Source organism: Rhodoferax sp. GW821-FHT02C08, from assembly GCF_059421805.1.
This window is the reverse complement of the sequence record NZ_JBWKVR010000003.1, coordinates 172,328-195,360: the sequence shown is the minus strand read 5'-3', so window position 1 is coordinate 195,360 and position 23,033 is coordinate 172,328. Positions and strand designations below refer to the sequence as shown.

The 23,033-nt window shown below is 63.7% G+C and carries 18 protein-coding genes; 9 read left to right on the top strand and 9 right to left on the bottom strand.

Annotation, left to right across the window (positions count from 1 at the left end; all coding sequences use genetic code 11):
- Nucleotides 1-4 precede the first annotated feature (4 nt).
- On the bottom strand, nucleotides 5-3,898 hold the full coding sequence (hrpA, locus tag AC07VY_RS04990) for an ATP-dependent RNA helicase HrpA (RefSeq protein ID WP_495096522.1): 3,894 nt from the start codon (nucleotides 3,896-3,898) through the stop codon (nucleotides 5-7).
- Between the two features lie 84 nt (nucleotides 3,899-3,982).
- On the opposite strand from hrpA, the gene AC07VY_RS04985 reads away from it, so the two are divergent.
- Complete coding sequence (locus AC07VY_RS04985) at nucleotides 3,983-4,564, top strand: hypothetical protein (protein WP_495096523.1); 582 nt, start codon at nucleotides 3,983-3,985, stop codon at nucleotides 4,562-4,564.
- Nucleotides 4,565-4,574: 10 nt separating this feature from the next.
- Here AC07VY_RS04985 and AC07VY_RS04980 read toward each other — a convergent pair whose 3' ends face one another.
- Both AC07VY_RS04980 and AC07VY_RS04975 read right to left on the bottom strand, forming a co-directional pair.
- The gene (locus tag AC07VY_RS04980; RefSeq protein WP_495074615.1) at nucleotides 4,575-4,976 is read right to left on the bottom strand and encodes a nuclear transport factor 2 family protein; all 402 of its coding nucleotides are present in this window, start codon (nucleotides 4,974-4,976) and stop codon (nucleotides 4,575-4,577) included.
- Between the two features lie 106 nt (nucleotides 4,977-5,082).
- Complete coding sequence (locus tag AC07VY_RS04975; RefSeq protein WP_495096524.1) at nucleotides 5,083-6,327, bottom strand: winged helix-turn-helix domain-containing protein; 1,245 nt, start codon at nucleotides 6,325-6,327, stop codon at nucleotides 5,083-5,085.
- Nucleotides 6,328-6,519: 192 nt separating this feature from the next.
- Here AC07VY_RS04975 and AC07VY_RS04970 point away from each other — a divergent pair, with 192 nt between their 5' ends.
- From AC07VY_RS04970 to AC07VY_RS04940, 7 genes are all read left to right on the top strand, one after another.
- Complete coding sequence (locus AC07VY_RS04970) at nucleotides 6,520-7,947, top strand: sensor histidine kinase (protein WP_495096525.1); 1,428 nt, start codon at nucleotides 6,520-6,522, stop codon at nucleotides 7,945-7,947.
- Nucleotides 7,940-8,521 carry a hypothetical protein gene (locus tag AC07VY_RS04965; RefSeq protein ID WP_495074618.1) on the top strand — a complete coding sequence of 194 codons (582 nt, stop codon included), beginning with the start codon at nucleotides 7,940-7,942 and terminating at the stop codon, nucleotides 8,519-8,521. The genes AC07VY_RS04970 and AC07VY_RS04965 overlap by 8 nt, the downstream gene beginning before the upstream one ends.
- Nucleotides 8,518-9,918 carry a sigma 54-interacting transcriptional regulator gene (locus tag AC07VY_RS04960; RefSeq protein ID WP_495074619.1) on the top strand — a complete coding sequence of 467 codons (1,401 nt, stop codon included), beginning with the start codon at nucleotides 8,518-8,520 and terminating at the stop codon, nucleotides 9,916-9,918. Before AC07VY_RS04965 ends, AC07VY_RS04960 begins: the two co-directional genes overlap by 4 nt.
- Nucleotides 9,919-10,093: 175 nt before the next feature.
- Nucleotides 10,094-11,635, top strand: a complete 1,542-nt coding sequence (locus AC07VY_RS04955) for a glucan biosynthesis protein G (protein ID WP_495096526.1) — start codon at nucleotides 10,094-10,096, stop codon at nucleotides 11,633-11,635.
- Nucleotides 11,632-13,764: a glucans biosynthesis glucosyltransferase MdoH gene (gene mdoH / locus AC07VY_RS04950; protein WP_495096527.1), complete on the top strand. Its 2,133-nt coding sequence runs from the start codon at nucleotides 11,632-11,634 to the stop codon at nucleotides 13,762-13,764. The genes AC07VY_RS04955 and mdoH overlap by 4 nt, the downstream gene beginning before the upstream one ends.
- Before the next feature lie 68 nt (nucleotides 13,765-13,832).
- Complete coding sequence (gene argA / locus AC07VY_RS04945; protein WP_495074622.1) at nucleotides 13,833-15,182, top strand: amino-acid N-acetyltransferase; 1,350 nt, start codon at nucleotides 13,833-13,835, stop codon at nucleotides 15,180-15,182.
- A 209-nt stretch (nucleotides 15,183-15,391) separates the two neighbouring features.
- Nucleotides 15,392-17,767 (top strand): diguanylate cyclase domain-containing protein, encoded by a 2,376-nt coding sequence (locus tag AC07VY_RS04940; protein WP_495096528.1) that lies wholly within the window; start codon nucleotides 15,392-15,394, stop codon nucleotides 17,765-17,767.
- On the opposite strand, the gene AC07VY_RS04935 is transcribed toward AC07VY_RS04940, so the two are convergent.
- The 6 genes from AC07VY_RS04935 to AC07VY_RS04910 form a co-directional block, all read right to left on the bottom strand.
- A complete protein-coding gene (locus tag AC07VY_RS04935) occupies nucleotides 17,768-18,271 on the bottom strand; it encodes a disulfide bond formation protein B (protein ID WP_495096529.1) in 504 nt (167 codons plus the stop codon).
- 49 nt (nucleotides 18,272-18,320) lie between these two features.
- Entirely contained in the window at nucleotides 18,321-19,439 is a 1,119-nt protein-coding gene (locus AC07VY_RS04930) for a sulfate/molybdate ABC transporter ATP-binding protein (protein ID WP_495096530.1), read from the bottom strand.
- Nucleotides 19,440-19,451: 12 nt separating this feature from the next.
- Nucleotides 19,452-20,369 carry a sulfate ABC transporter permease subunit CysW gene (cysW, locus tag AC07VY_RS04925; protein WP_495074626.1) on the bottom strand — a complete coding sequence of 306 codons (918 nt, stop codon included), beginning with the start codon at nucleotides 20,367-20,369 and terminating at the stop codon, nucleotides 19,452-19,454.
- Nucleotides 20,366-21,217, bottom strand: coding sequence for a sulfate ABC transporter permease subunit CysT (gene cysT / locus AC07VY_RS04920; RefSeq protein WP_495074627.1), 852 nt, complete (start codon nucleotides 21,215-21,217; stop codon nucleotides 20,366-20,368). Before cysT ends, cysW begins: the two co-directional genes overlap by 4 nt.
- On the bottom strand, nucleotides 21,214-22,254 hold the full coding sequence (locus AC07VY_RS04915) for a sulfate ABC transporter substrate-binding protein (RefSeq protein WP_495096531.1): 1,041 nt from the start codon (nucleotides 22,252-22,254) through the stop codon (nucleotides 21,214-21,216). The genes cysT and AC07VY_RS04915 overlap by 4 nt, the downstream gene beginning before the upstream one ends.
- A gap of 128 nt (nucleotides 22,255-22,382) precedes the next feature.
- Nucleotides 22,383-22,577 carry a hypothetical protein gene (locus AC07VY_RS04910; protein WP_495074629.1) on the bottom strand — a complete coding sequence of 65 codons (195 nt, stop codon included), beginning with the start codon at nucleotides 22,575-22,577 and terminating at the stop codon, nucleotides 22,383-22,385.
- 183 nt (nucleotides 22,578-22,760) lie between these two features.
- Here AC07VY_RS04910 and AC07VY_RS04905 point away from each other — a divergent pair, with 183 nt between their 5' ends.
- Nucleotides 22,761-23,033 (top strand): oxidative damage protection protein, encoded by a 273-nt coding sequence (locus AC07VY_RS04905; protein WP_495074630.1) that lies wholly within the window; start codon nucleotides 22,761-22,763, stop codon nucleotides 23,031-23,033.

Genomic DNA, 23,033 nt, shown 5'->3' with positions numbered 1-23,033 from the left:
CCTCTCAAGCCCCCAGCTGCGCCCAGGCTTTATCCAGCCGCTTGGCGCTCACCGGCTGCGGGGTCTTCAGCTCCTGCGCGAAGAAGCTGACGCGCAACTCCTCCAGCAGCCAGCGGAACTCCTGCATGCGCGCATCCGCCACGCCCTTGCGCTCGGCCACCAGGCGCCAGTAGCGCTGCTCCTGTGGGCGCAGCTCGGCCAGGCGGGCGGCGTCGCGGGCCGGGTCGGCGCGGTATTTGTCCAGCCGCGCGGTGATGGCTTTCAGGTAACGCGCGTAATGCTGCAGCGGCCCCCAGGGCGTGTTGGCCAGGAAGCGCTTGGGCATCAGCCGCGCCAGTTGCTGGGCCGCGTCGGCGGTGGCTTCGGGCGCGTTCTTGGTGTCCTTGATCTTGCGGGCCGCCGTGGCGTATTCGGTGAGGATGGTCAATGACAGCCGCGCCACCTCGTTGGCGATCAGGGTCAGGCGGCCGCGGCCTTCCTCGATGCGGCGCTTGAAAGCGAACTCGTCGGTCGGCAGCGGGTCGAGCAGAAAGGCGCGGTCCAGCGCCACGTCGATGATCTGCGCACGCAGCTCTTCAACCGTGCCGCCGCCCGAGCCGTCGGCGTTCTTGCCGACCTGCATAAAGGTCACGGCCATTTTCTGCAGGTCCGGGATGTTCTTTTCCAGGTACTTCAGCGCGTCTTTGATCTGCAGCGAGAACAACCGGCGCAGGCCGGCGCGGTGCTTGGCGGCAGCCACTTCGGGCTCATCGAAGACTTCAATCGTGACGGCATCACCGGCGTCGATCAGGCCGGGGTAGCCGATCAGCGTCTGGCCGCCCTTCTGGATTTCCAGCAGCTCGGGCAGCTCGCCAAAGGTCCAGGCGGTGTAGCGCTGGTTGGCTGGTGCGGCCGGCTTTGCTGCAGTTTTGATAGCTGCTTGCGCAGGTACTACCTGCGCCAGAGGCTGATTTTCCTTAAAAACCGGTTTGGCCGCAGCATTGCTGGCCATCTTCAAACCCGCCAGCGCCTGGAAAGCCCCGCGCGCCTGCGCGCCCAGCTCGGACTTCAGCGCACCCAGGTTGCGCCCCGTGCCCAGCTGGCGGCCATGCTCGTCGACCACGCGGAAGTTCATGAACATGTGGGCCTGAAGCATGTCGGCCTTGATGTCGGCGCGAACGATGTCCAGCGAGGTGGCAGCGCGCACCAGCTTCAGCACCGCGTCCACCAGCGTGCCGTGGCCGAATAGCTCGGGCGCGTTCAGCGTCTCGGCCATCTTGCTGGCGGTGTCCGGCAGCGGGACCAGGCGGGATCGCGGGCGCTGGTGCAGGGTTTTGATCAGCGCCTGGATCTTGTCCTTCAGCATGCCGGGCACCAGCCATTCGCAGCGCTCGTCGTTCACCTGGTTCAACACGAACAAGGGCACGGTGACGGTCAGGCCGTCTTTGGCGTCGCCGGGTTCGTGCAGATAGGTGGCCAGGCAGTCCACACCGCCGAGGCGTATGGTCTTGGGGAAGGACTGGGTGGTGATGCCGGCGGCCTCGTGGCGCATCAGCTCCTCGCGGGTCAGCATCAGCAGCTTGGGGTTCTGCTGCAACGCCTCGCGGTACCAGCGTTCGAAGCTGACGCCGCCATACACGTCAGCGGGCAGCTGCTGGTCGTAAAAGGCGTAGATCAGTTCGTCGTCCACCAGCACGTCCTGCCGGCGCGCCTTGTGCTCCAGGTCTTCCACTTGCTTGATCAGCTTGAGGTTGGCCTCCAAGAACGGGAACTTGCTGTCCCACTGCCCGCCGACCAGGGCTTCGCGGATGAAGATTTCGCGCGCCCCCACCGGGTCGACCCGGCCGAAGTTGGCGCGGCGCCCGCTGTAGATGACGATGCCATACAGCGTGGCGCGCTCCAGCGCGGTGACCTCGCTGGCCTTCTTTTCCCAATGCGGGTCCAGCAGCTGCTTCTTCAGCAAATGGCCGGCCACCTGCTCGACCCACTGCGGCTCGATGTTCGCAATGCCGCGCCCGAACAGGCGCGTGGTTTCCACCAGTTCGGCCACCACGATCCAGCGGCCCGGCTTCTTGCGCAGATGCGCGCCCGGATGGCGGTGGAACTTGATGCCGCGCGCGCCCAGGTATTCGGTCTGCGCCACCTCGTCGCCCTCGGTCTTCCAGCCTATATTGCCCAACAGGCCGGACAGCATGGACAGGTGGATCTGCTCGTAGCTGGCCGGCGCGGCATTGAGACGCCATTTGTGCTCGGCCACCACGGTGTGGAGCTGGCTGTAGATGTCGCGCCACTCGCGCACGCGGCGGATGTTGACGAAGTTTTGCCGCAGCAGTTGCTCGTACTGGCGGTTGCTGAGCTTGTGCGCACCCTCGCCGCCGCGGGCGTCGTTGATCCATTTCCACAGATTCAGATAGCCGCTGAACTCGCTGCGGTCGTCGTCAAATTTGGCGTGTGCCTGGTCGGCCTGGGCCTGCAGGTCCATGGGCCGATCGCGCACGTCCTGCACGCTCAGGGCCGATGCAATCACCAGCACTTCGTCGAGCGCGCTGCGGTCACGGGCTTCCAGAATCATGCGGCCGACGCGTGGGTCGAGTGGCAGCTTGGCGAGTTCCTTGCCGGTGCCGGTCAGCTCGTTCGCGTCGTCCACTGCGCCCAGTTCGGCCAGCAGCTGGTAGCCATCGGCAATGGCGCGGCCCTGGGGTTTCTCCAGGAACGGAAAGTCTTCGACGATGCCCAGGTGCAGCGACTTCATGCGCAAGATCACACCGGCCAGCGAGCTGCGCAGGATTTCAGGGTCGGTAAAGCGCGGCCGGCCGTTGAAATCCTGCTCGTCGTACAGGCGGATGCAGATGCCGTTGGCGACCCGGCCGCAGCGGCCAGCGCGCTGGTTGGCGGAAGACTGGCTGATCGGCTCGACCAGCAGTTGCTCCACCTTGCTGCGGAAAGAATAGCGCTTCACGCGCGCCGTACCTGCGTCGATCACGTATCTAATGCCTGGCACCGTGAGCGAGGTCTCGGCCACGTTGGTGGCCAGCACGATGCGCCGGCCGCCTGCGTGGTTGTCGAAAATCCGGTCCTGCTCGGCCGGGCTCAGGCGCGCAAACAGCGGCAGCACCTCGGCGCTGCGGAACACCGGCTGGTGGCTCACGTGCTTGCGCAAGTGGTCGGCCGCCTCGCGGATTTCGCGCTCGCCGGGCAGGAAGATCAGGATGTCGCCGGCGTTGTGCGGGTCGCGCCAGAGCTCGTCCACGCCGTCGGCGATGGCCTCGTTCAGCCCGTAGTCGCGGCTTTCTTCGAACGGGCGGTAGCGCTGCTCCACCGGGAACATGCGGCCGGACACCATGATCACCGGGGCCGGGCCTTTCTTGGACTCGAAATGCTTGGCGAAGCGGTCGGCGTCGATGGTTGCCGAGGTGACGATGATCTTCAAATCCGGCCGGCGCGGCAGGATTTGGCGCAGGTAGCCCAGCAGAAAATCGATATTCAGGCTGCGCTCATGCGCCTCGTCGATGATGATGGTGTCGTAGGCATTCAGCAGCGGATCGGTCTGCGTCTCGGCCAGTAAGATGCCGTCGGTCATCAGCTTCACCGAGGCATCGCGGCCCAGGCGGTCCTGGAAGCGCACCTTGAAGCCGACCACGTCGCCCAGCGTGGTCTTTAGCTCTTCGGCAATCCGCTTGGCCACCGAGCTGGCGGCAATGCGCCGCGGCTGGGTGTGGCCGATCAGCTTGCCGCGCTGGCCTTCGGGGTAGTTCAGTTTGCCGCGGCCCATGGCCAGGGCGATCTTGGGGAGCTGGGTGGTTTTGCCGGAGCCGGTTTCGCCGCAAATGATGACCACCTGATGGGCGGCAATGGCGGCTTCGATCTCTTCGCGGCGCTCGGAAACGGGCAGCGACGCGGGGAATTCAATTTTCAACATAGGGGGCGATTATCCGGGTGCGCTGGTGCCCGCCCGCTACCCCGCATGCCAGAGGCGATACTTCTCTGAACAACGGTCCACACAATGCCCCTGATCGACCAACTCCTGCCCCGCTACCAGTTCTCAGAGAAGCACCAGTTGCTGACCAGCGCCGCGCCAGCCGCCCTGCTGGACGCCGCACTCCAACCCGAGATCAGTGACGACCCGTGGACGCGCCGTTTCATCCAGCTGCGCGAGTTGCCAGACCGCATATGGGGCACTCTGGGTGGCAGCAGCGGGCTGCAGCGGCAGCCCGCGTTTGGCATCCACAACTTCACGCCGCTGGGCCGCGACGGCGATCGGGAAGTCGTCATAGGCCTGGTAGGCAAGTTCTGGCAGGCCGATTACGGCCAGGCCCGGATCGCCACCGCCGATGCCTTCACCCAGTTTGCCGAGCCTGGTGTTGCCAAATTGGTGTTGAACTTCAGCACCGAAGCCGCGGGCGATGGCCGCACCTGGCTGCGCACCGAAACACGGGTGTTTTGCAACGACCGGGCTTCTTTGCGGCGGTTTACGCCGTATTGGTGGTTGATTCGGCCGGTGAGCGGGTTGATACGCAGGAGGCTATTGGCACGGATTCGGGATACGGCGCGCTCCGATCAAAAGGATCAGAAAATTCCCAATTAGTGGCGATGCATCAATGCACCTTGTGCCCCGCTTCCACCGGGGTTTCCGTATGCATCACACACTGCCAACCCTTGCCCTTTTGCACCCAGGTCGACGTGTCGTGCATTTCCTGCGCGGTGGTCTTGGTTTTGCCTCTGGGGGCGACGGCCTGTTTGACATGGTAGGTCAGGATGGCGGTGGCGGCGTTGGGAAACACGACCTCCATATCACTTAACTCGAAGGACTTGATCACCATCGACCCTTGCTCGGCCATCTTGCGATAACTGGCGTGGTCGAACTTCATCGCTCCGTGCGCGCCGACCAACAACGAGGGTTCGCTGAGCATCTCCAGCGCGGTTTCAGTGTCCTGATCGACCATGGACTGCCAGAACTTGTTTTCAAGGTCGATGAGGGTCTTGTGGGGTGTCGACATAGCGGACTCCTATGGTTGAAAGTGTCTATCCTGCTACGTTGAGCGTCAGACACTATCGGACAGAGGGGAATCCTCCGGTAAGTCCTTTCCTACGCAGAGAAAAGCGCTAATTAACCCACGCCCCACACAGCCGCTGCCTCAGGCCCTCCGGTTCCGCCCTCCCCAGCCGCACCTCCGGAGTCCCATGCCAATCCGCACAACGCTGGATGGCCTCTGCCACCGCCCGCACCGCCGCGTCGCTGAGCTTGACGCCGTCTTCCAGAAACACCGCCTTCACCTCGAACACGCCCTGTGCGCGGTGGGCCTTGGCGTCCAGCCGGCCGACCAGCGCGCCGCGGTAAAGGATGGGCAGCACGAAGTAGCCGTAGGTGCGCTTGTCTTCCGGCGTGTAGCACTCGATGCGGTAGTCGAAACCGAACATCGCCAAGGCGCGTTCGCGGTCCCAGACCAACGGGTCGAAGGGCGACAGCAAGGCTGTGTGGGTGGCGCGCAGCTTGCCAGCCTGGGCGGTTTGCAGCAGCTCGAAGTGTTGCTGGTGCACATAGCCGGGCAGAGTCCAGCCCTGCACTTGCACGCGCTGCACCACGCCTTGCTCCACCAGCACATCCAGGTCGGCATCTTTCAGGCGTGGCTTCTGGCGGAAGTAGTCGTGCACCCAGCGGGCCTGTGTGATGCCCAGCGCCAGGATGGCTTTCTCGGTGAAATGGCGGTGCACGGAGGCGGCTTCCGGCAGTTGGGCGTTGGCCAGGTGTGGGTGCACGCGGTGCGCCAGGTCGTAGACGCGCTGGAAGCTGTCGCGGCGCTTGACCATCAGCTCACCGCTGGCGAACAAGGCCTCCAGCCAGCGCTTTTCGTCCTTGCGGTCCCACCAGCCATTGCCGGTTTTGCCGTCCTGCCGGGTGAAGTCGGCAGAACGGACCGGGCCTTTGCTGTCGATATGCGCAAGCAAGGCGTCCAGATGCGCACGTTGACTGGCCTGCACAGCCTGCCCGTTCAGCAGGCCCCAGTGGCGGCGCGCCTGCTGGTTGTAGCTGCGGTGCAGCAGCAGGTCGTCGACCGGCGCAAAGCAGGCTTCGTGGGCCCAGGTTTCAAACAGATGACCGTCGGCGAGCGCAGAATCCAGCCAGGCCTGCGGATAGGCACCGAGCCGCGAGAACAACACCAGATAGGGGCTGCGCGCCACCACGCTGATGGTGTCGATCTGCAGCAGCTGCATCTGGGCAATGCACTGGCGCAGCGCCAGGGGTGTGGCCTTGCGGCGCGGTGCAGCCAGCAGGCCCTGGGCGGCCAGTTGCAGATTGCGCGCCTGGGCCAGCGCCAGGGGTTTGGAAGATGGTGAGTCGTGCGGCATGGCAAACAGTCTAGACAGCTATTAATTCCATAGCTGCTTGCGCAGGCAATACCCGCGCCAGAGGCCTAAATGGCTTGAAACTCCAAAAGCACTACAACGGCGGCTACAGCCCATTACATCTTCAGATGCTGCAGTGCAGCACCGGCTTTTATACTGAAGCCACCCCTTGTTGCCTGGCTTGTTGCCCCTGCCGTGACCCTACGCGCCTCTTTTCGTCAACTGTTGTTGCTCGCCTTTGTGCTGATTGCCGCCCTGCTGGGCGCGGTGTCGCTCAGCGGCCTGCAGGCGCTGCAAGGCGTGTTGGCGCAAAGCCGCGCGGCCGGGCAGCAAAGCATCCAGCTGAACCTGTCCACCCGGGGCCTGGCCGAGCGCAGCACCGACATGGAACGCGCCGCCCGCCAGTACCTGGTGCTCGGCGATGACGCCCTGCGCCAGCGCTTCGACGATGCCGCCAACCAGGCCCAGGCCCTGCTGCTGCCGCTGGGCCAGTACCCACCCACCGCCGCGCTGGCCCAGCAGTGGCTGGCCTCGGCCGTGCGCATCCGCAGCCAACTGGCCGATAACCGCGTGCCGCGCCCCAGCCGGGGCAATGCGGTGGCGGCCGAGTTCCAGACCCTGGACGGCATCTCGCGTGGCCTGTCGCAGCAGGTGCAGCAAAGCATTGCCGAGCACAACCAACAGGTGCAAAACGCATTGGAAGAGCAGCGCAACCGCCAGGTGCAGCAGGTGCTGGTGGCCATCGTGGCGGCAGCGGGGGCAGCCCTGGCGTTTGGCCTATGGCTGACACGCCCGCTGCGCCAGCTGGGCAAGGCCATCGTTGCGCTGGGCGAAGGCCGGCTGCAGCAGGCCATACAGATACACGGCCCGGCCGACCTGGCCAGCCTGGGCCGCCAGCTGGACTGGCTGCGCCTGCGTCTGACCGAACTGGACGAGGACAAGGCACGCTTTCTGCGCCACACCTCGCACGAACTGAAGACCCCACTGGCCGCGCTGCGCGAAGGAGTGGCCCTGCTGCAAGAAGGCGTGGGTGGTGCGCTGGGCGCCGAGCAGGCCGAGATCGTGGCCATACTGCAGCACAACACTGGCGTGCTGCAACAACAAATCGAAGACCTGCTGCGCTACAACGCCGCCGCCTTCGACGCGCGGCAGCTGCAGCGCCGCCCCACGGTGCTGCGCACATTGCTGGAGGGCGTGGCCCAGGCCCAGCGCCTGAGCTGGCAGGCACGTGGACTGAACGTGGTGGTGGAAGGCGACGCCACGCTCAGCCACCCGGTAGACCCGGAGCGTCTGGGCATGGCGCTGGGCAATCTGCTGTCCAACGCCGTGCGCTTCAGTCCGCCTGGCGGACGTATCCGCTGGTGGGTGGGCACATTGAACGGCCAAGTGGTTCTGGAGATCAGCGACAACGGGCCGGGCATACCCGAGGGTGAGCGCGAACACATCTTCGACCCCTTCTACCGTGGCCATGTGCAGCCGCTGAATCTGCCGCGTGGCAGCGGCATCGGCCTGGCCATCGTGCGCGAACAAGTGGCCGCCCACGGCGGGCAGGTACGCCTGGTGGCACGCGCCGACGGCGCCTGCTTTCAAATCCTTTTGCCTTTGGACACCTCACATGTTTAAGTTATTGATCCGAAATTTGGGACTCTGGAGCCTATGCGCACTGGTCGCCTGCAGCACAGGCCCTGTGGCGGAGCCCCCACCGGCCAGCGCCATCAGCAATGAAGCCACGTCGTCACCTGTCATCAAGCTGGTGCCGGTGCCCTCGCCACTGAGCCCCGTGGACGAAGCAGGCCGCCTGCTGCAGCAATGGCAAGACAGCCTGCGCCAGGCAACGCCCGAATCACTCAACGCCCTGGCCGCCGGGCTGGCGGCAGAGCCCGCCACGCCTGCCGGCATGGTGCATCTGGCCCTGGTATGGCTGCACACGCATAACCCAGGCGACTCAGCGCGCGCGCTGGCGCAGCTGGAAGGGCTCAACAATGGCAACGACCCGGCAGTAGCCGCATGGACCGGTTGGTTACCGCTGCTGATGGCAAGGGCCGCCGAGCAAAAGCGGCTCGAGGAACAGATCGTTCGGCAAAACCAGCAGCTGCGCGACAACCAGCGCCGCATAGACCAGTTGACTGAGCAACTGGAAGCGCTGAAGGCCATCGAGCGGTCCCTCGCGCCACGCAGCATGGGCAAGACGCCATGAGCGCCAAGCTGCAGATCCTGGTGGTGGACGACGACCCCGACATGCTGCGCCTGCTGTCGCTGCGCCTGGGCGCCGCCGGCTATGCCGTCACCGCCGAAGTCGATGCCGAGGCTGCCCTGGCCCGGCTGGAGGTGCTGCGCCCGCAACTGGTGCTGAGCGATGTACGCCTGCCGGGCATGGACGGCATGGGACTGTTCGACGCCGTGCAGACACGCTTCCCCGGCCTGCCGGTGATCCTGCTCACCGCCCATGGCAGCATCCCCGACGCGGTGGACGCCACGCTGCGCGGCGTGTTCAGCTACCTGACCAAACCCTTTGATGGCAAGGAACTGCTGGCCGCCGTAAGCCGGGCACTGGTTTTGTCCGCCGCCAGCCGCCCGGTGGCGGGCTCGGCCGGCGAGGCCTGGCGCGCCGAAATTGTGAGCCGCTCGGCGGTGATGGACGAGGTACTGGCCGAGGCACGGCTGGTTGCACCCAGCGATGCATCGGTGCTGATACGCGGCGAAAGCGGCAGCGGCAAGGAGTTGCTGGCGCGCGCCATCCACCGCGCCAGCCCACGCGCCCACGGTGCCTTTGTGGCGGTGAACTGCAGCGCCATCCCCGAGGCGCTGCTGGAATCCGAGCTGTTTGGCCACGTCAAAGGCGCATTCACCGGCGCGGTGGCCCACCACCGGGGCCTGTTCCAAAGCGCCAACGGCGGTACCCTGTTCCTGGATGAAATTGGCGACATGCCACCTACGCTGCAGGTCAAGCTGCTGCGCGTGCTGCAAGAGCGGCAAATACGGCCTGTGGGCGCCCAGCAGTCGGTGGACGTAGACGTGCGCATACTCTCGGCCACCCACCGCGATCTGGAAGCCGCGCTGACCCAGGGTGACTTTCGCGAAGACCTGTATTACCGGCTGAACGTAGTCACCCTGACCCTGCCCCCGCTGGCCGACCGGCGCGAAGACATTGCGCTGCTGGCACAGCATTTTCTGCAGCGCCTGGCCAGCAAGTACCACAAGCCGGTGAAAGGCTTTGCCCCCGATGCACTGAGCCTGCTGGCCACAGCCGCCTGGCCCGGCAATGTGCGGCAGCTGCACAACGTGGTGGAGCAGGTCTGCGCCCTGGCCACCACGCCGCTGGTGCCGCTGGCCCTGGTGCAGCGCGCCCTGCGCGTGCCCACCGTGGAGGTGCTGGGCTTTACCGAAGCCCGCAACCGCTTTGAACGCAGCTACCTGGTGGACCTGCTGAAGCTGACCGACGGTCAGGTGGCTGACGCCGCACGGCTGGCCGACAAGAACCGCACCGAGTTCTACCGCCTGCTGCAAAAACACGGGCTGACGCCCGGCCTGTTCCGCGCCGAACCGTCCGACGGCGAACCGGAAAGCGGCCTGTCGCCAGCTGGCGACAGCTGATTTATCGTTATAAATCAATAGCTTGCAAAGACAAGATGAGCGCATGCGTGCAGGGCTGTCGCTGATCAGCGACGCTTTTCCTGCAAAAAATAGGGGGGAATTCTTTAAAAATCACGTAAGCATTTGATTTTTAAAGGTTTATTTACGTGGCATAGGGTTTGCACCAGTACTGGCAATGACCTGTACACCACGCATACCTCCATCCGCCATGCTGGCTTTGTCGTCGCTGGTGACGCTGGCCTCTCCCACCGCCTTTGCAGTACTGCCGCTGCGCACCGACTTCGACACCCTGGCCGAACGCGCCCAGGCCCTGGCTGCCCAGCCCTATAGCCCAGTAGCCAGCCGCACCCCTGCAGCACTGCGCCAACTGAGCTACGACCAGATGCGCGACATCCGCTTCAAGCCCGAGCGCGCTGCCTGGCGTGCCGAGCAGTTGCCGTTCGAACTGATGTTCTTCCACCTGGGTAAGTACCAAACCGAACCGGTACGCCTGCATGAACTCACGCCCGAGGGTGAACGCCCATTCAGCTTCAACCCACAAGACTTCAGCTACGGTGCCAACAAGCTGAACCCGCAGAGCTGGGAAGACATAGGCTACGCAGGCTTTCGCGTGCACTACCCGCTGAACACCCCAGCCTACAAGGACGAGCTGGTGGTGTTCCAGGGTGCGAGTTACTTCCGGGTACTGAGCAAAGGCCTGCACTACGGCCTGTCGGCCCGTGGCCTGGCTGTGGACAGCGCGGGCGGCGGGCCGGAGGAGTTCCCCCGCTTCACCGACTTCTGGATCGAACGACCCGACGCCAAAGCCCAGACCCTGACCATCCTGGCCCTACTGGACTCGCCCCGCGTGTCCGGTGCCTACCGCTTCGAGATCCAGCCCGGCAGCACTACCAGCGTAACGGTCAAGGCCCGGCTGTTCCTGCGCGCGTCGCCGCAAAACCCAATACGTACCCTGGGTATTGCGCCGCTGACCAGCATGTTCTCCTTTGGCGAAAACCAGCCCAGCCGCGACGACTTCCGCCCAGAGGTGCATGACTCGGACGGCTTGATGGTCGCCAGCGGTGAAGGTGAATGGCTGTGGCGCCCGCTGCAGAACCCGCGCAAGCCGCTGGTCACGTCCCTCACTACCCAATCGCCCAAGGGTTTTGGCCTGATGCAGCGCGACCGCAACTTCAACAGCTACGAGGACAGCGAAGCCAGCTATGAGCGCCGGCCGTCCGCCTGGATCACCCCGCTGGGTGACTGGGGCAAGGGCCGGGTGGAGCTGATGCAGCTGTCTACACCGGACGAAACCCACGACAACATCGTCGCCTACTGGGTGCCGGCCACCCTGCCGGCACCCGGCCAACCGCTGGACGTGTCCTGGCGCGTGGACTGGCAGGGCGAGGCCCAGCAGCGTCCGCCCAAGGCCTGGGTCGCGCAGACCCGGGTGGGCCGCAGCTATGCCACCCTGGCGCCCAACGAGCAGCAGTTCATTGTGGACTTCGAAGGCCCCACCTTGCCCAGCAACGACGAACTGAAGTCCGTGGTGAGCGCCAACGGCAACGGCCGCATTACCGAGCAAGCCGTCTACCGCGTGGAAGCCACCGGCGCCTGGCGCCTGGCCCTGCGCGTCAAGACCCTGGACCCCGCGCGCCCCGTGGAACTGCGCGCCTACCTCACCGCCGGCCCTGACGCGGTCAGCGAAACCTGGACTTACATCCTGCCAGCCCTATGACCACACCTGCACACACCTCTGGCATGCCTCCCACCCAGCGCGGCTCCATGCCCGCCCAGCCCTGGTTGGGCTTCGCAGCCCTCCTGCGTGGCGAACGAGCCCCTGGCAACGCCCCCTGGCGCGCCAGTGCCGCTCAATTGCAGCAACAAACCCCAGCCTGGGAAACGGCAGCCCAGCAGCGCCGCAACTGGCTGTTGTTCTGGATTGCCGGTGCCACGGCCTTTGCCACCGCCCTGCTATGGCGTGCCCAGCCCGGTGCGGGCAGTGACTGGCTGCTGGCGACGCAGCTAGGCCTGTTCGCGCTGCTGTTTGCCTGGGTATCGGCCGGCACGGTGACCGCCGTGATGGGCTTCTGGGTTACGCTGCGCGGCGACCGCCATGCACTCTCGGCCCGCAGCGCCGAAGGCATCACCCTGCCGGCCGACGCGCGCACCGCCGTCATCATGCCGATCTGCAACGAAGACGTGGCCACGGTGTTTGCCGGGCTACGCGCCACTTGCGAGTCGCTGGTGAACGCCGGGGCCGAGCGCTTGTTTGACGTGTTTGTGCTGTCCGACACCAACGACCCCGACCTGCGTGTGGCCGAGATGACCGCCTGGCAGGACTTGCGTAGCCAGATGCAAGCCCACGGCAGCAAGCTGCAGGTGCACTACCGCTGGCGCCAGCACCGTACCCGTCGCAAGGCCGGCAATGTGGCCGACTTTTGCCGCCGCTGGGGCCGCAGCTACCGCTATATGGTGGTAATGGACGCCGACAGTGTGATGAGCGGCGACACCCTGGTCACCCTGGCCCGCCTGATGGAGGCCAACCCGCGTGCCGGCATCTTGCAAACCGCGCCGCGCGCCTGCGGTCACGCCACCCTGCATGCACGGGCACAACAATTTGGCAGCCGTGTGACCGGCCGCCTGTTTACCGCCGGCATGCAGTTTTGGCAGCTGGGCGAAGCCCACTACTGGGGCCACAACGCCATCATCCGTGTGGAGCCCTTCATGCAACACTGCGCATTGGCCACCCTGCCCGGCACCGGCGCCCTGGCAGGCGAAATCCTGTCACACGACTTTGTGGAAGCAGCCCTGATGCGCCGCGCAGGCTACGAGGTCTGGCTGGTGAACGACCTGGAAGGCAGCTACGAGCAGCAACCGCCACACTTGCTGGCCGAGCTGCAACGCGACCGCCGCTGGTGCCAGGGCAATCTGCAAAACTCTCGCCTGCTGGCCGAGCCCGGCCTGCGCCCGGTCCACCGCGCCATGCTGGCCACCGGCGCCATGGCCTATGTATCGGCACCGCTGTGGCTGCTGTATGTAATGCTGGGTGCCTGCCTGTGGCTGCATGACAGCGAATTCCAGCCGTGGTCCCACCACAGCGTAGTGACGCTCTGGGCCTCCACCGCGCTGATGCTGGCCCTGCCCCGGGTACTGGGCCTGGCCGCCGTGCTGCTGCGTGGCGAACAAGCCCGATTTGGCGGTAGCCTGGCCCTGGTGGGCAGCACCGTATTGGAAGCTGGCCTGTCCATGCTGCAGGCGCCGCTGCGTATGGCGGCGCACAGCCTGTTCGTGCTGGGTGCCCTGACCGGCTGGCGCCTGGAATGGACCTCGCCTCCGCGCGAGGCCAATGACCTACCCTGGGCCGATGCGGCGCGGCGCTTTGGCCCCCTGGGCCTGGGCGTGCTGTGCCTGCTGGCCAGCATTGCCTTTATCTCGCCCGCTACGGCACTATGGCTGCTGCCCATGGGTCTGCCCCTGCTGCTGGCCGTGCCGTTCACCGTGCTCAGCAGCCAAAGTGCACTCGGCCAGCGCCTGCGCAATGCCGGCTGGCTGCTGGTGCCCGAGGAAACCCAGTCTCCGTCGGTCCTGAAGCAGGCCTGGGCCTATGCCAAGGACAGCAATGTACGCATCTCCGCCGGCAGCTGGCTGGCCGACCTGCCACGCCTGGCCAGCCTGGCCCTGCAAGCCCTGGGCCCCCGCCACACCGGCCTGGGCCTGCGCGGCGAGCACCGTCGCCAACGCGTGCGTCAACTGGGCCGCCAGGGCCACACCGTGCCGCAAGCCGCGGAAAAAATGCGCTTTCTGAGCGAACCGCATAGCCTGCGCATGCTGCATGCCGCGCTGGTAGGTGCCCGCACGCGCTGATCGGCAAAAAGCAGCGGGGCAAGCCCCGCTGGCACAGAGGCTTTCATGCACAATCACGCGCCATGACCATGACCTCTGTTTTCAACTTCACCTTCGTGCCCTGGTTCCGTTCCGTGGCACCGTATATCCACAAGTTTCGGAACCAGACCTTTGTGGTGGGCATCGCGGGTGAGGCGATTGCAGCAGGCAAGCTGCCCAACCTGGCGCAAGACCTGGCCATGATCCAGAGCATGGGCGTGAAGATTGTGCTGGTGCACGGCTTCCGTCCGCAGGTCAATGAACAGCTCAAGGCCAAGGGCCACCCCCCCAAATACGCCAACGGTATCCGCATCACCGACGAAGTAGCGCTGGACTGCGCACAAGAAGCCGCCGGTCAGCTGCGCTACGAGATCGAGGCGGCGTTCAGCCAGGGCCTGCCCAATACGCCCATGGCAGGCGCCACCATCCGCGTGATTTCAGGCAATTTCATCACCGCCCGCCCGGTCGGCATCGTGGATGGCATCGACTTCCAGCATTCCGGTCTGGTGCGCAAAGTGGATATCGCCGGCATCACCCGTGTGCTGGACATGGGAGCCATGCTGCTGCTGTCACCATTCGGCTTCTCGCCCACAGGTGAAGCCTTCAACCTGACCATGGAAGAGGTGGCTACCTCGGTCGCCAGCGCCCTGCAGGCCGACAAGCTGATCTTCCTGACCGAGGTGCCCGGCATCCGTATGCATCCGGGCGAGCCCGAGAGCGAAGACAACCCTATCGACACCGAGCTGCCCCTGGCCATGGCCGAAAAACTGCTGGCCGAACTCCCCCCGGCGAATGTGCCCACCGACACGGGTTTCTACCTGCAGCATTGCGTGACGGCCTGCAAATCCGGCGTGGAGCGCAGCCACATCATCCCGTTCTCGGTCGATGGCGCCATCCTGCTGGAGGTCTATGTGCATGACGGCATAGGCACCATGGTGGTGGACGAAAAGCTCGAAAGCCTGCGCGAGGCCCTGGTGGACGATGTGGGCGGTATCTTGCAACTGATTGAACCGTTTGAGAAAGACGGCACCCTGGTCAAGCGCAGCCGCACCGAGATCGAACGCGACGCCCATATGTACACCGTGGTCGAGCATGACGGCGTGATCTTCGCCTGCGCCGCCCTCTACCCCTACCCCGAAGCCCACACCGGTGAGATGGCCGCGCTGACGGTATCGCCCCAGGTGCAAGGCCAGGGCGACGGCGAAAAAGTGCTAAAACGCATCGAGCAGCGTGCCCGTGCAGCCGGTCTGCAAAGCATTTTTGTGCTGACCACTCGCACCATGCACTGGTTCATCAAGCGCGGCTTTGTGCAGGTAGACCCGGAATGGCTGCCCGAAGCCCGTAAGCGCAAGTACAACTGGGACCGCAAAAGCCAGGTGCTGGTCAAAAAACTGAACTAGCGCGCCAGAGGGGACGAGTCGGCGGCACGTGGCCGCCTATGGCGCCCAATGCCCCCCGAAGCGTCGGAAATAGATAGAAATTCGGTGCATTTAGGTGTGCGCCGAGGCGGGCGCGGGTACACAATGTATCGGCATACACTCCTAAAAGCCTGTTCACGATCTATGCGCCGCTACGCACACCGCGACATGCATGCAATGGGCCTCTCTCCATGAGGCAAGCGGCTCCGCATTCCCCGGTGACGGACGTCCGCCTGAACCGGCGCCATACCCAGGAATGGTGGGCCATGGCACTGGTGCTACTGGTTTTGCTGGGCACCGTGGCCTGCAAACTCTGGCGGGAACACGGACTGAACCGGGAAAAGGAATTCGACCGCCTGCAAACCCAGGCCCGCGTGGTGGGCGAAAACCTGATCCGCCAGCTGCAGGGAGTAAACCGGGCCCTGGCTGGTCTGCGTTACGACCTGTACTACAGCGACCACCCGGGCGACGCGCCCAATATGGGACGGCGCCTGCAGCTGCTGGCCGATGCCATGCCCGGCGTGCGGGACCTGTCCATACTGGACAAATCCGGCATCGTCATCGGCAGCAACAACAAGAACGCCTTGGGCGCCGACCTGCACCAAAGCCCGTATTTCGAAATTCCCCAAGCCAACCCAGACTACGCGGCACTCTATGTGTCGCCCAACTACATCCCCAGCTCTGGCTTCTATGCGGTGGGGGCCAGCAAGGCCGTATCTGAGGTAGATGGGCAATTCATAGGCCTGATCAGCGCCACACTGGAGCCGAACTATTTCGACATCGTGATGCAGTCGGTGCTGTACGCGCCCGACATGACGGTCGGCATCACGCACCACGATGGGCGGGTGTTCATCATGATTCCGCCCAATGCGAAATCCCTGAACACCAATATCAACGTGCCGGGAGCCATGTTCCACCAGCATGTCCAGTCGGGACAGGCCGTAAGCCGTTTGATTGGCCAGTCAAGGGTATTGGGCGACCAGCGCATGCTGGTTTTTCGCAATATCCAGCCCGCCGAGCTGCACATGCATACGCCACTGACCATCTCTGTGAGCCGAAACCTGGCAGCGGTAGACGCCATCTGGTGGAACGAAGCCCTGCTGAACCTGGGGCTGCTGGCGGTATTCGGCCTGATTGCCTGCATAGGCTTGGCTTACATCCATAAGCACCGAAGGGCCATGCACCTGGCCCATACCGAGATACAGGATGCCTTGAAAGAAACCGCCCAGCGCTTTGAATTCGGCCTCAAAGGCGCGGACCTGGGTCTGTGGGACTGGAATATGGCCAAGAACACCATGGTTTTCAGCGACCGTCTCTGGCAGATGCTGGGCTACCAACCCAATGAAATCCTGCTGCGCGGCGGCCTGTGGTGGCAACTGCTGCACCCGCAGGAGCTGCCCATGCTGCGTACTGCGTTCATCGCCCACATCAAGGGCCATAGCTCGTCGTACAAGCTGGAGCACCGCGTGCGCCACAAGGACGGCCACTGGATCTGGGTGCTGGACCACGCCATGGTCGCGGCGCGCGATGAGAACGGCCGCGTCACCCGCGTACTGGGTACGCATATGGATGTGTCAGAACGCAAGCAGGCAGAAGCGCACCTGGCGGCTGCCACGGCCCTGCAGCGGCGCACCGGCGAGATCGCCAAGATCGGAGGCTGGGAACTGGACCTGTCGAACATGCTGCAGACCTGGACGCCCGAGGTTTTTCTGATCCACGACCTGCCGGTAGGCATGCCACTGTCCCTGGACGAATCCCTGACCTGCTACCCGCCAGAGGCACGCCAAAAGCTGGAGCAGGCGATGGCCGAAGCCATACGCTACGGCACGCCCTGGGCTCTGGAGCTGCAAATGACCACCGCCGCCGCACGCCAGGTCTGGGTCCATTCGCATGGCGAGGCCATCGTGCAGGAGGGCCACACTGTGCGTCTGGAAGGCACTTTGCAGGACATCACGGAACGCATGCAGTTCCAGGCCGAGCTACAGCGCGCCAACGAACAACTGGCCGAACTCAGCGTGACCGACGGGTTGACGGGCGTGGGTAACCGGCGTTTTTTCGATCAATGTCTAGCGTCCGAGTGGGCGCGCAGCATGCGCCAGGAACAGTCGCTGGCCCTGCTGATGATAGACATAGACCATTTCAAGCGCTACAACGACGCTTATGGCCACCTGAACGGCGACGACTGCCTGCGCGAAGTGGCGCGCATTCTGAACACCTGCATTTGCCGTCCTGGCGAATTGCTGATGCGCTATGGGGGCGAAGAGTTTGCGGTGCTGCTGCTAGATACCGATATCGCCGGCGCCACGGTGGTTGCGCAACGCTGCCTTGAGCGCATACGGCATGCCGGCCATCCGCACAAGGACTCACCTACGGCCAGCCACGTGACCCTGAGCGTAGGTATTGCCAGCGTCATACCGCACAAGGACATTTCCGAACAAGACCTGCTGGAGCAGGCCGACGCAGCCCTGTACGAGGCCAAGCGACAAGGCCGCGACCGCTACGTGTGCGCAACCCAGGGACCACCACCCGCTCCCGGCCCCAGCCAGTCCGAGTTCTATCTGGGGTGATCAGGCCTTGAGCTTGCGGCCCAGGAACACCAGAGCCAGCAGAATGATGGCGACAAAGCAGACAAACGACCAGTTGGCGATCGAGCCGCCCAGAAAGGTCCAGTCCACCACCGTGCAATCGCCGCCGCCCTTGAAGATCATGGGAATGGCGCGCTGCAGCGGGAAGGTTTCAATCATTCCGTAGAGGTCGCGACCGCAGGTGGCCACCTCGGGCGGATACCACTGCAGCCAGCTTTGACGCGCAGCCACAAACGCCCCGAAACCAGCCACCAGCAGCACCAGAAATACGCCTGAAATTTGCAAGCCTTTCTTGCCGCTGGCGCTGGTAATACCTGCGATGATTGCTACCAAAACAAGAGCATAGCGCTGCACAATACACATCGGGCAAGGCTCCAGGCCCACCACGTGCTGCAAATACAGGCCAAAGGCCAGCAGGCCGATACACACTACGCTAATCCCCAACAGCACACGGCGTGGGGCGGCATCAATCCAGGACAACAACATGCATAGCTTTCAAAAAATGCGCCCTGCGGACGCACCCCCGGGGGCTACATCACGCTGGCGCGGACTCCACAAACACTTTGGCGCGACGCGGTGTCACCACCAGCGTGTCGCCCTCTTGCAAACCTAGAACCCGGAACTGCTCCGCAGGCAACTGCGCTTCCACCAGGTTATCCAGCGTATTGTCCACGGCTTGGTGCTGCTCCAGCGGCGTTAGTTCCAAACGGGCGATAGGACCGATCACCAATGCACGGGTCAGCGTCACCACCATACCCAGAGGTTGGCCGGTGGCGTCCAGGCCCTCACCCTTCACATAGCGCTGCACCTGGATGTCGTGGGGACGCACGTAGGCAAAAGCCTTGGCGTCTTGCGCATCGGGGTGCTCGGGGGCCTGGATCTTGATACCTTCGAGCTGTACCTCGCCCTCGTGGGCGCGGCCATGGAACAGGTTCACATCGCCCAGGAAACCATACACAAAGGGGCTGGCCGGGTGGTCCCACACGTCTTGTGGCGAGCCGATCTGCTCGACCTTGCCCTTGTTCATTACCACCACGCGGTCGGCCACCTCCAGCGCTTCTTCCTGATCGTGGGTCACGAAGATGCTGGTCACGTTCAGGTCGTCATGCAGGCGGCGCAACCAGCGGCGCAGCTCCTTGCGCACTTTGGCGTCCAGCGCACCAAAGGGCTCGTCCAACAGCAGCACCTTGGGCTCCACCGCCAACGCGCGCGCCAGGGCGATACGCTGGCGCTGACCGCCAGACAACTGGCTGGGGTAGCGGTTGGCCAACCAGTCCAGTTGCACCAGGCCCAACAGTTCATGCACCTTGGCCTTGATCGCCGACTCGCTGGGGCGCTGGCCACGCGGCTTGACACGCAGGCCGAAAGCCACGTTCTCGAACACCGTCATATGGCGGAACAACGCATAGTGCTGGAACACAAAGCCCACCTGGCGCTCGCGCACATGCACGTCGGTGGTGTCTTCGCCGGAGAAGTGGATGCTGCCAGCGTCCGGCGTTTCCAGCCCGGCGATGATGCGCAGCAGCGTAGTCTTGCCGCAGCCCGAGGGGCCGAGCAAGGCCACCAGCTCGCCCGACTGGATGTCCAGGCTGACGTCGCCCAGGGCGGTGAAGCTGCCAAACTGCTTATGGATATTGCGGATTTCGATGCTCATAAGAGGCCTCTTTCAATGGGCGGCGGCAAGCTGTGCCGCAGGTGTATCGGTACGTGGCGCTTCGGGTGGCATTTCGGCAATGGAGCGCAGCTCGCGCTCGATACGCCACTCGGCCACCGACTTGATCACCAGCGTCACCAGCGCCAGGATGGCCAGCAGAGACGCCACGGCAAACGCCGCCACGGATTGGTATTCGTTGTACAGAATCTCGACGTGCAGCGGCAACGTGTTGGTCTGGCCGCGGATATGGCCAGACACCACCGACACCGCGCCAAACTCGCCCATGGCACGCGCGTTGGTCAGAATCACGCCGTACAGCAGGCCCCATTTGATGTTCGGCAAAGTCACATGCCAGAAGGTTTGCCAGCCGGTCGCACCCAACACGATGGCTGCCTGCTCCTCGTCATTGCCCTGGGCCTGCATCAGCGGAATCAGCTCGCGGGCCACAAAGGGGAAGGTCACGAACACGGTAGCCAGCACAATGCCCGGCACCGCAAACACAATCTTCATATCGTGCGCCTGCAGCCAGGGGCCGAACCAGCCGCTGGCACCAAACAACAGCACATAAACCAAGCCCGCCACCACGGGCGACACCGAGAATGGCAGGTCCACCAGCGTGGTCAGAAAAGACTTGCCCCAGAAGTCGAACTTGGCAATTGCCCAGGACGCGGCGATGCCAAACACCAGGTTCAGCGGCACGGCGATCACGGCCGTCAGCAAAGTCAGCTTGATAGCGGACCAGGCATCGGGCTCCTGCAGGGCTTCCAGGTAGGCACCCAAACCTTTACGCAAGGCCTCGGTAAAAACCGCGGCCAGCGGTAGTACTAGAAACAGCAGCAGAAACACCAGCGCCACGGTCAGCAGCGTGTAGCGGACCCAGGCGGACTCGGTGGTGCCGGCCTGGGCGCGGCGTACGGTATTGGCACTCATGCCGTGGCTCCGGTTTGGCGGCGCTGCCAGGCCTGCAAGGCGTTGATCAGCAGCAACAGAATGAAGGATATGGTCAACATCACCACGGCCACGGCGGTAGCACCAGCGTAGTCGTACTGCTCTAGCTTGCCAATGATGATCAGCGGAGTGATCTCGGACACCATGGGCATATTGCCGGCGATGAAAATCACCGAGCCGTATTCACCAATGGCGCGGGCGAAAGCCATGGCAAAACCGGTCAACAGTGCTGGTGCGATATGCGGCAGGATCACGCGGGTGAATATCTGCAGCCGGGTTGCACCCAGCGAGGTGGCGGCCTCTTCCAACTCTTTCTCGGCGTCTTCCAGCACCGGCTGCACCGTACGCACCACGAAGGGTAGGCCAATGAAGATCAGCGCAATCACCACCCCGGCCGGCGTAAACGCCAGCTTGATGCCCAATGGTTCCAGGTACTGGCCCAGCCAGCCGTTACCCGCCAGCAGTGCAGTCAGCGAAATGCCGGCAACGGCCGTGGGCAGTGCGAAAGGCAGGTCCACCAAGGCGTCCACAATCTTTTTGCCCGGAAAGCTGTAGCGCACCAGCACCCAGGCTACCAGCAACCCAAACACCAGGTTCACCAAGGCCGCCAGCAAAGACGCGCCAAAGGTCAACCGGTACGAGGCCAGCACGCGTGGTCCCGTCACGGCGTCCACGAACTGGTCCCAACTCAAGGTAAAGGTCTTCAGAAACAGGGCCGACAAGGGCACCAGCACGATGATGCTCAAGTAGAGCACGGTATAGCCCAAGGTCAGGCCAAAACCGGGCAAGACGCGTTTAGCCTTGCCGGACGGAGCGCGCGCAACGCTCATTTGGCACCTGGGGTGTAGATCTTGTCGAACTGGCCGCCGTCGTTGAAGTGCACCTTCTGCGCTTCACCCAGGCTGCCAAACAGCTCGTTCACGGTAAACAACTGGATAGGCTTGAACACCGCAGCGTATTTCTTCAGGATGGCTTCGTTGCGGGGGCGCAGTGCGTGCTTTGCCGCAATCTCCTGCGCTTCATCGGAGTACAGATAGTCCAGGTATTCCTTGGCCAGCACGGCCGTGCCCTTTTTAGCTACGGTACGCTCTACCACGGCCACCGGGTTCTCGGCGACAACGCTGATGCTGGGGTGGATCGCATCCACCTTGCCCTCACCAAACTCGCGGTCGATGGACACCACTTCGGACTCGAAGGTGATCAGCACATCGCCGATATTGCGCTGCAAAAAGGTCGTGGTGGCCGCCCGGCCGCCCTGTGCCAGCACGGGTACGTTCTTGTACAGCTTGCCCACAAACTCGGCCGCCTGGGCATCGCTGCCACCCTTCTTCTTCACATAGCCCCAGGCCGCCAAATAGGCGTAGCGGCCATTACCACCAGTCTTGGGGTTCACCACCACCACCTGGATGCCGGGCTTGACCAAGTCATCCCAGTCCTTGATGCCCTTGGGGTTGCCATTGCGCACCAGGAACAACATGGTGGACGTGGTGGGCGACGCATTGCCCGGGAACTTCTTGTTCCAGTCCTTCGCAACCACGCCCTTGTCGGCCAGAAAGTCGATGTCGGTCGATGTGTTCATGGTCACCACGTCGGCATCCAGACCCTCGGCCACCGAGCGCGCAATGGCACTGGAGCCGGCATGCGACTGGTCTACCTTCACATCCTTGCCGGTGGTCTTCTTGATATGCGCGACGAAAGCGGCGTTGTAGTCCTTGTAGAACTCACGCGCCACGTCATATGAGCCGTTCAGCAGCGTGGTTTGCTGCGCAGATGCCAGGCCTGTCGCGGCCAAAAGCAGGCCGGCGAACACTGTGCGCACCACGCTGGATGAACGGCTAGACGGAGAAATGCTATAAAAAAAGCGCATGCATGGCCCTGGCAATAAAGTTGTAAGCAATATTGTCTGGCCAAAGCTTTAGGCCTCAAACGACTGTTTTCTTGTTTGTATAGCGTTATTAAGAATATAGAACCCTGTACACCGACTACAGCCGAAACTTAGCGCCAGCCCATATGGCCGCGCCAATAGGGGTTGCCATAGTAATAAGGCCGGGGCGCCACGTAAACCGAAGGCTGCACCACCACCGCCGGCGCCTCATAGTATCCAGGGCCGTAGGCCCGTGGGCCATAAGGAGCAACCACGCAGCCACTCAAGGTACAGGCTAGCAACACGGCAGAAATCACGATACGCATGGCGAGGCTCCTAAAATACAGTACTACTGCAACGCGACAGCGGCACCGTTTGCCGACGCCCGTACGCGAAGTTCTGTAAAGTCCAGCCGACGCCAGGGCGTTGCAAACATTGCTACAGTCGCCCCCTGCAATGCGAATCGCAACCGATTTGCGCACCCCACACAACACATTACAAGGCTTTTTATGGCACGCATGGTCCACTGCATCAAACTCGACAAGGAAGCTGAAGGCCTGGATTTCCCACCCTACCCCGGTGACCTGGGCAAGCGCATCTGGGAGAACGTCAGCAAGGAAGCCTGGGCCGCCTGGCTCAAGCACCAGACCATGCTGGTAAATGAAAACCGCCTGAACCTGGCCGACCTGCGTGCGCGCCAGTACCTGGCGCGCCAGATGGAAAACCATTTCTTCGGTTCGGGCGCAGATGCCGCCCAAGGCTACGTACCGCCTGCAGCCTGA

Bases quoted from the DNA above. Each gene is read 5' to 3' on its own strand.
- AC07VY_RS04930 (WP_495096530.1), bottom strand. From the start codon at position 19,439: ATGAGCATCGAAATCCGCAATATCCATAAGCAGTTTGGCAGCTTCACC.
- AC07VY_RS04935 (WP_495096529.1), bottom strand. From the start codon at position 18,271: ATGTTGTTGTCCTGGATTGATGCCGCCCCACGCCGTGTGCTGTTGGGG.
- hrpA (WP_495096522.1), bottom strand. From the start codon at position 3,898: ATGTTGAAAATTGAATTCCCCGCGTCGCTGCCCGTTTCCGAGCGCCGC.
- AC07VY_RS04980 (WP_495074615.1), bottom strand. From the start codon at position 4,976: ATGTCGACACCCCACAAGACCCTCATCGACCTTGAAAACAAGTTCTGG.
- AC07VY_RS04960 (WP_495074619.1), top strand. From the start codon at position 8,518: ATGAGCGCCAAGCTGCAGATCCTGGTGGTGGACGACGACCCCGACATG.
- AC07VY_RS04965 (WP_495074618.1), top strand. From the start codon at position 7,940: ATGTTTAAGTTATTGATCCGAAATTTGGGACTCTGGAGCCTATGCGCA.
- argA (WP_495074622.1), top strand. From the start codon at position 13,833: ATGACCTCTGTTTTCAACTTCACCTTCGTGCCCTGGTTCCGTTCCGTG.
- AC07VY_RS04910 (WP_495074629.1), bottom strand. From the start codon at position 22,577: ATGCGTATCGTGATTTCTGCCGTGTTGCTAGCCTGTACCTTGAGTGGC.
- AC07VY_RS04985 (WP_495096523.1), top strand. From the start codon at position 3,983: ATGCCCCTGATCGACCAACTCCTGCCCCGCTACCAGTTCTCAGAGAAG.
- cysT (WP_495074627.1), bottom strand. From the start codon at position 21,217: ATGAGCGTTGCGCGCGCTCCGTCCGGCAAGGCTAAACGCGTCTTGCCC.
- cysW (WP_495074626.1), bottom strand. From the start codon at position 20,369: ATGAGTGCCAATACCGTACGCCGCGCCCAGGCCGGCACCACCGAGTCC.
- AC07VY_RS04975 (WP_495096524.1), bottom strand. From the start codon at position 6,327: ATGCCGCACGACTCACCATCTTCCAAACCCCTGGCGCTGGCCCAGGCG.
- mdoH (WP_495096527.1), top strand. From the start codon at position 11,632: ATGACCACACCTGCACACACCTCTGGCATGCCTCCCACCCAGCGCGGC.
- AC07VY_RS04940 (WP_495096528.1), top strand. From the start codon at position 15,392: ATGAGGCAAGCGGCTCCGCATTCCCCGGTGACGGACGTCCGCCTGAAC.
- AC07VY_RS04955 (WP_495096526.1), top strand. From the start codon at position 10,094: ATGACCTGTACACCACGCATACCTCCATCCGCCATGCTGGCTTTGTCG.
- AC07VY_RS04905 (WP_495074630.1), top strand. From the start codon at position 22,761: ATGGCACGCATGGTCCACTGCATCAAACTCGACAAGGAAGCTGAAGGC.
- AC07VY_RS04915 (WP_495096531.1), bottom strand. From the start codon at position 22,254: ATGCGCTTTTTTTATAGCATTTCTCCGTCTAGCCGTTCATCCAGCGTG.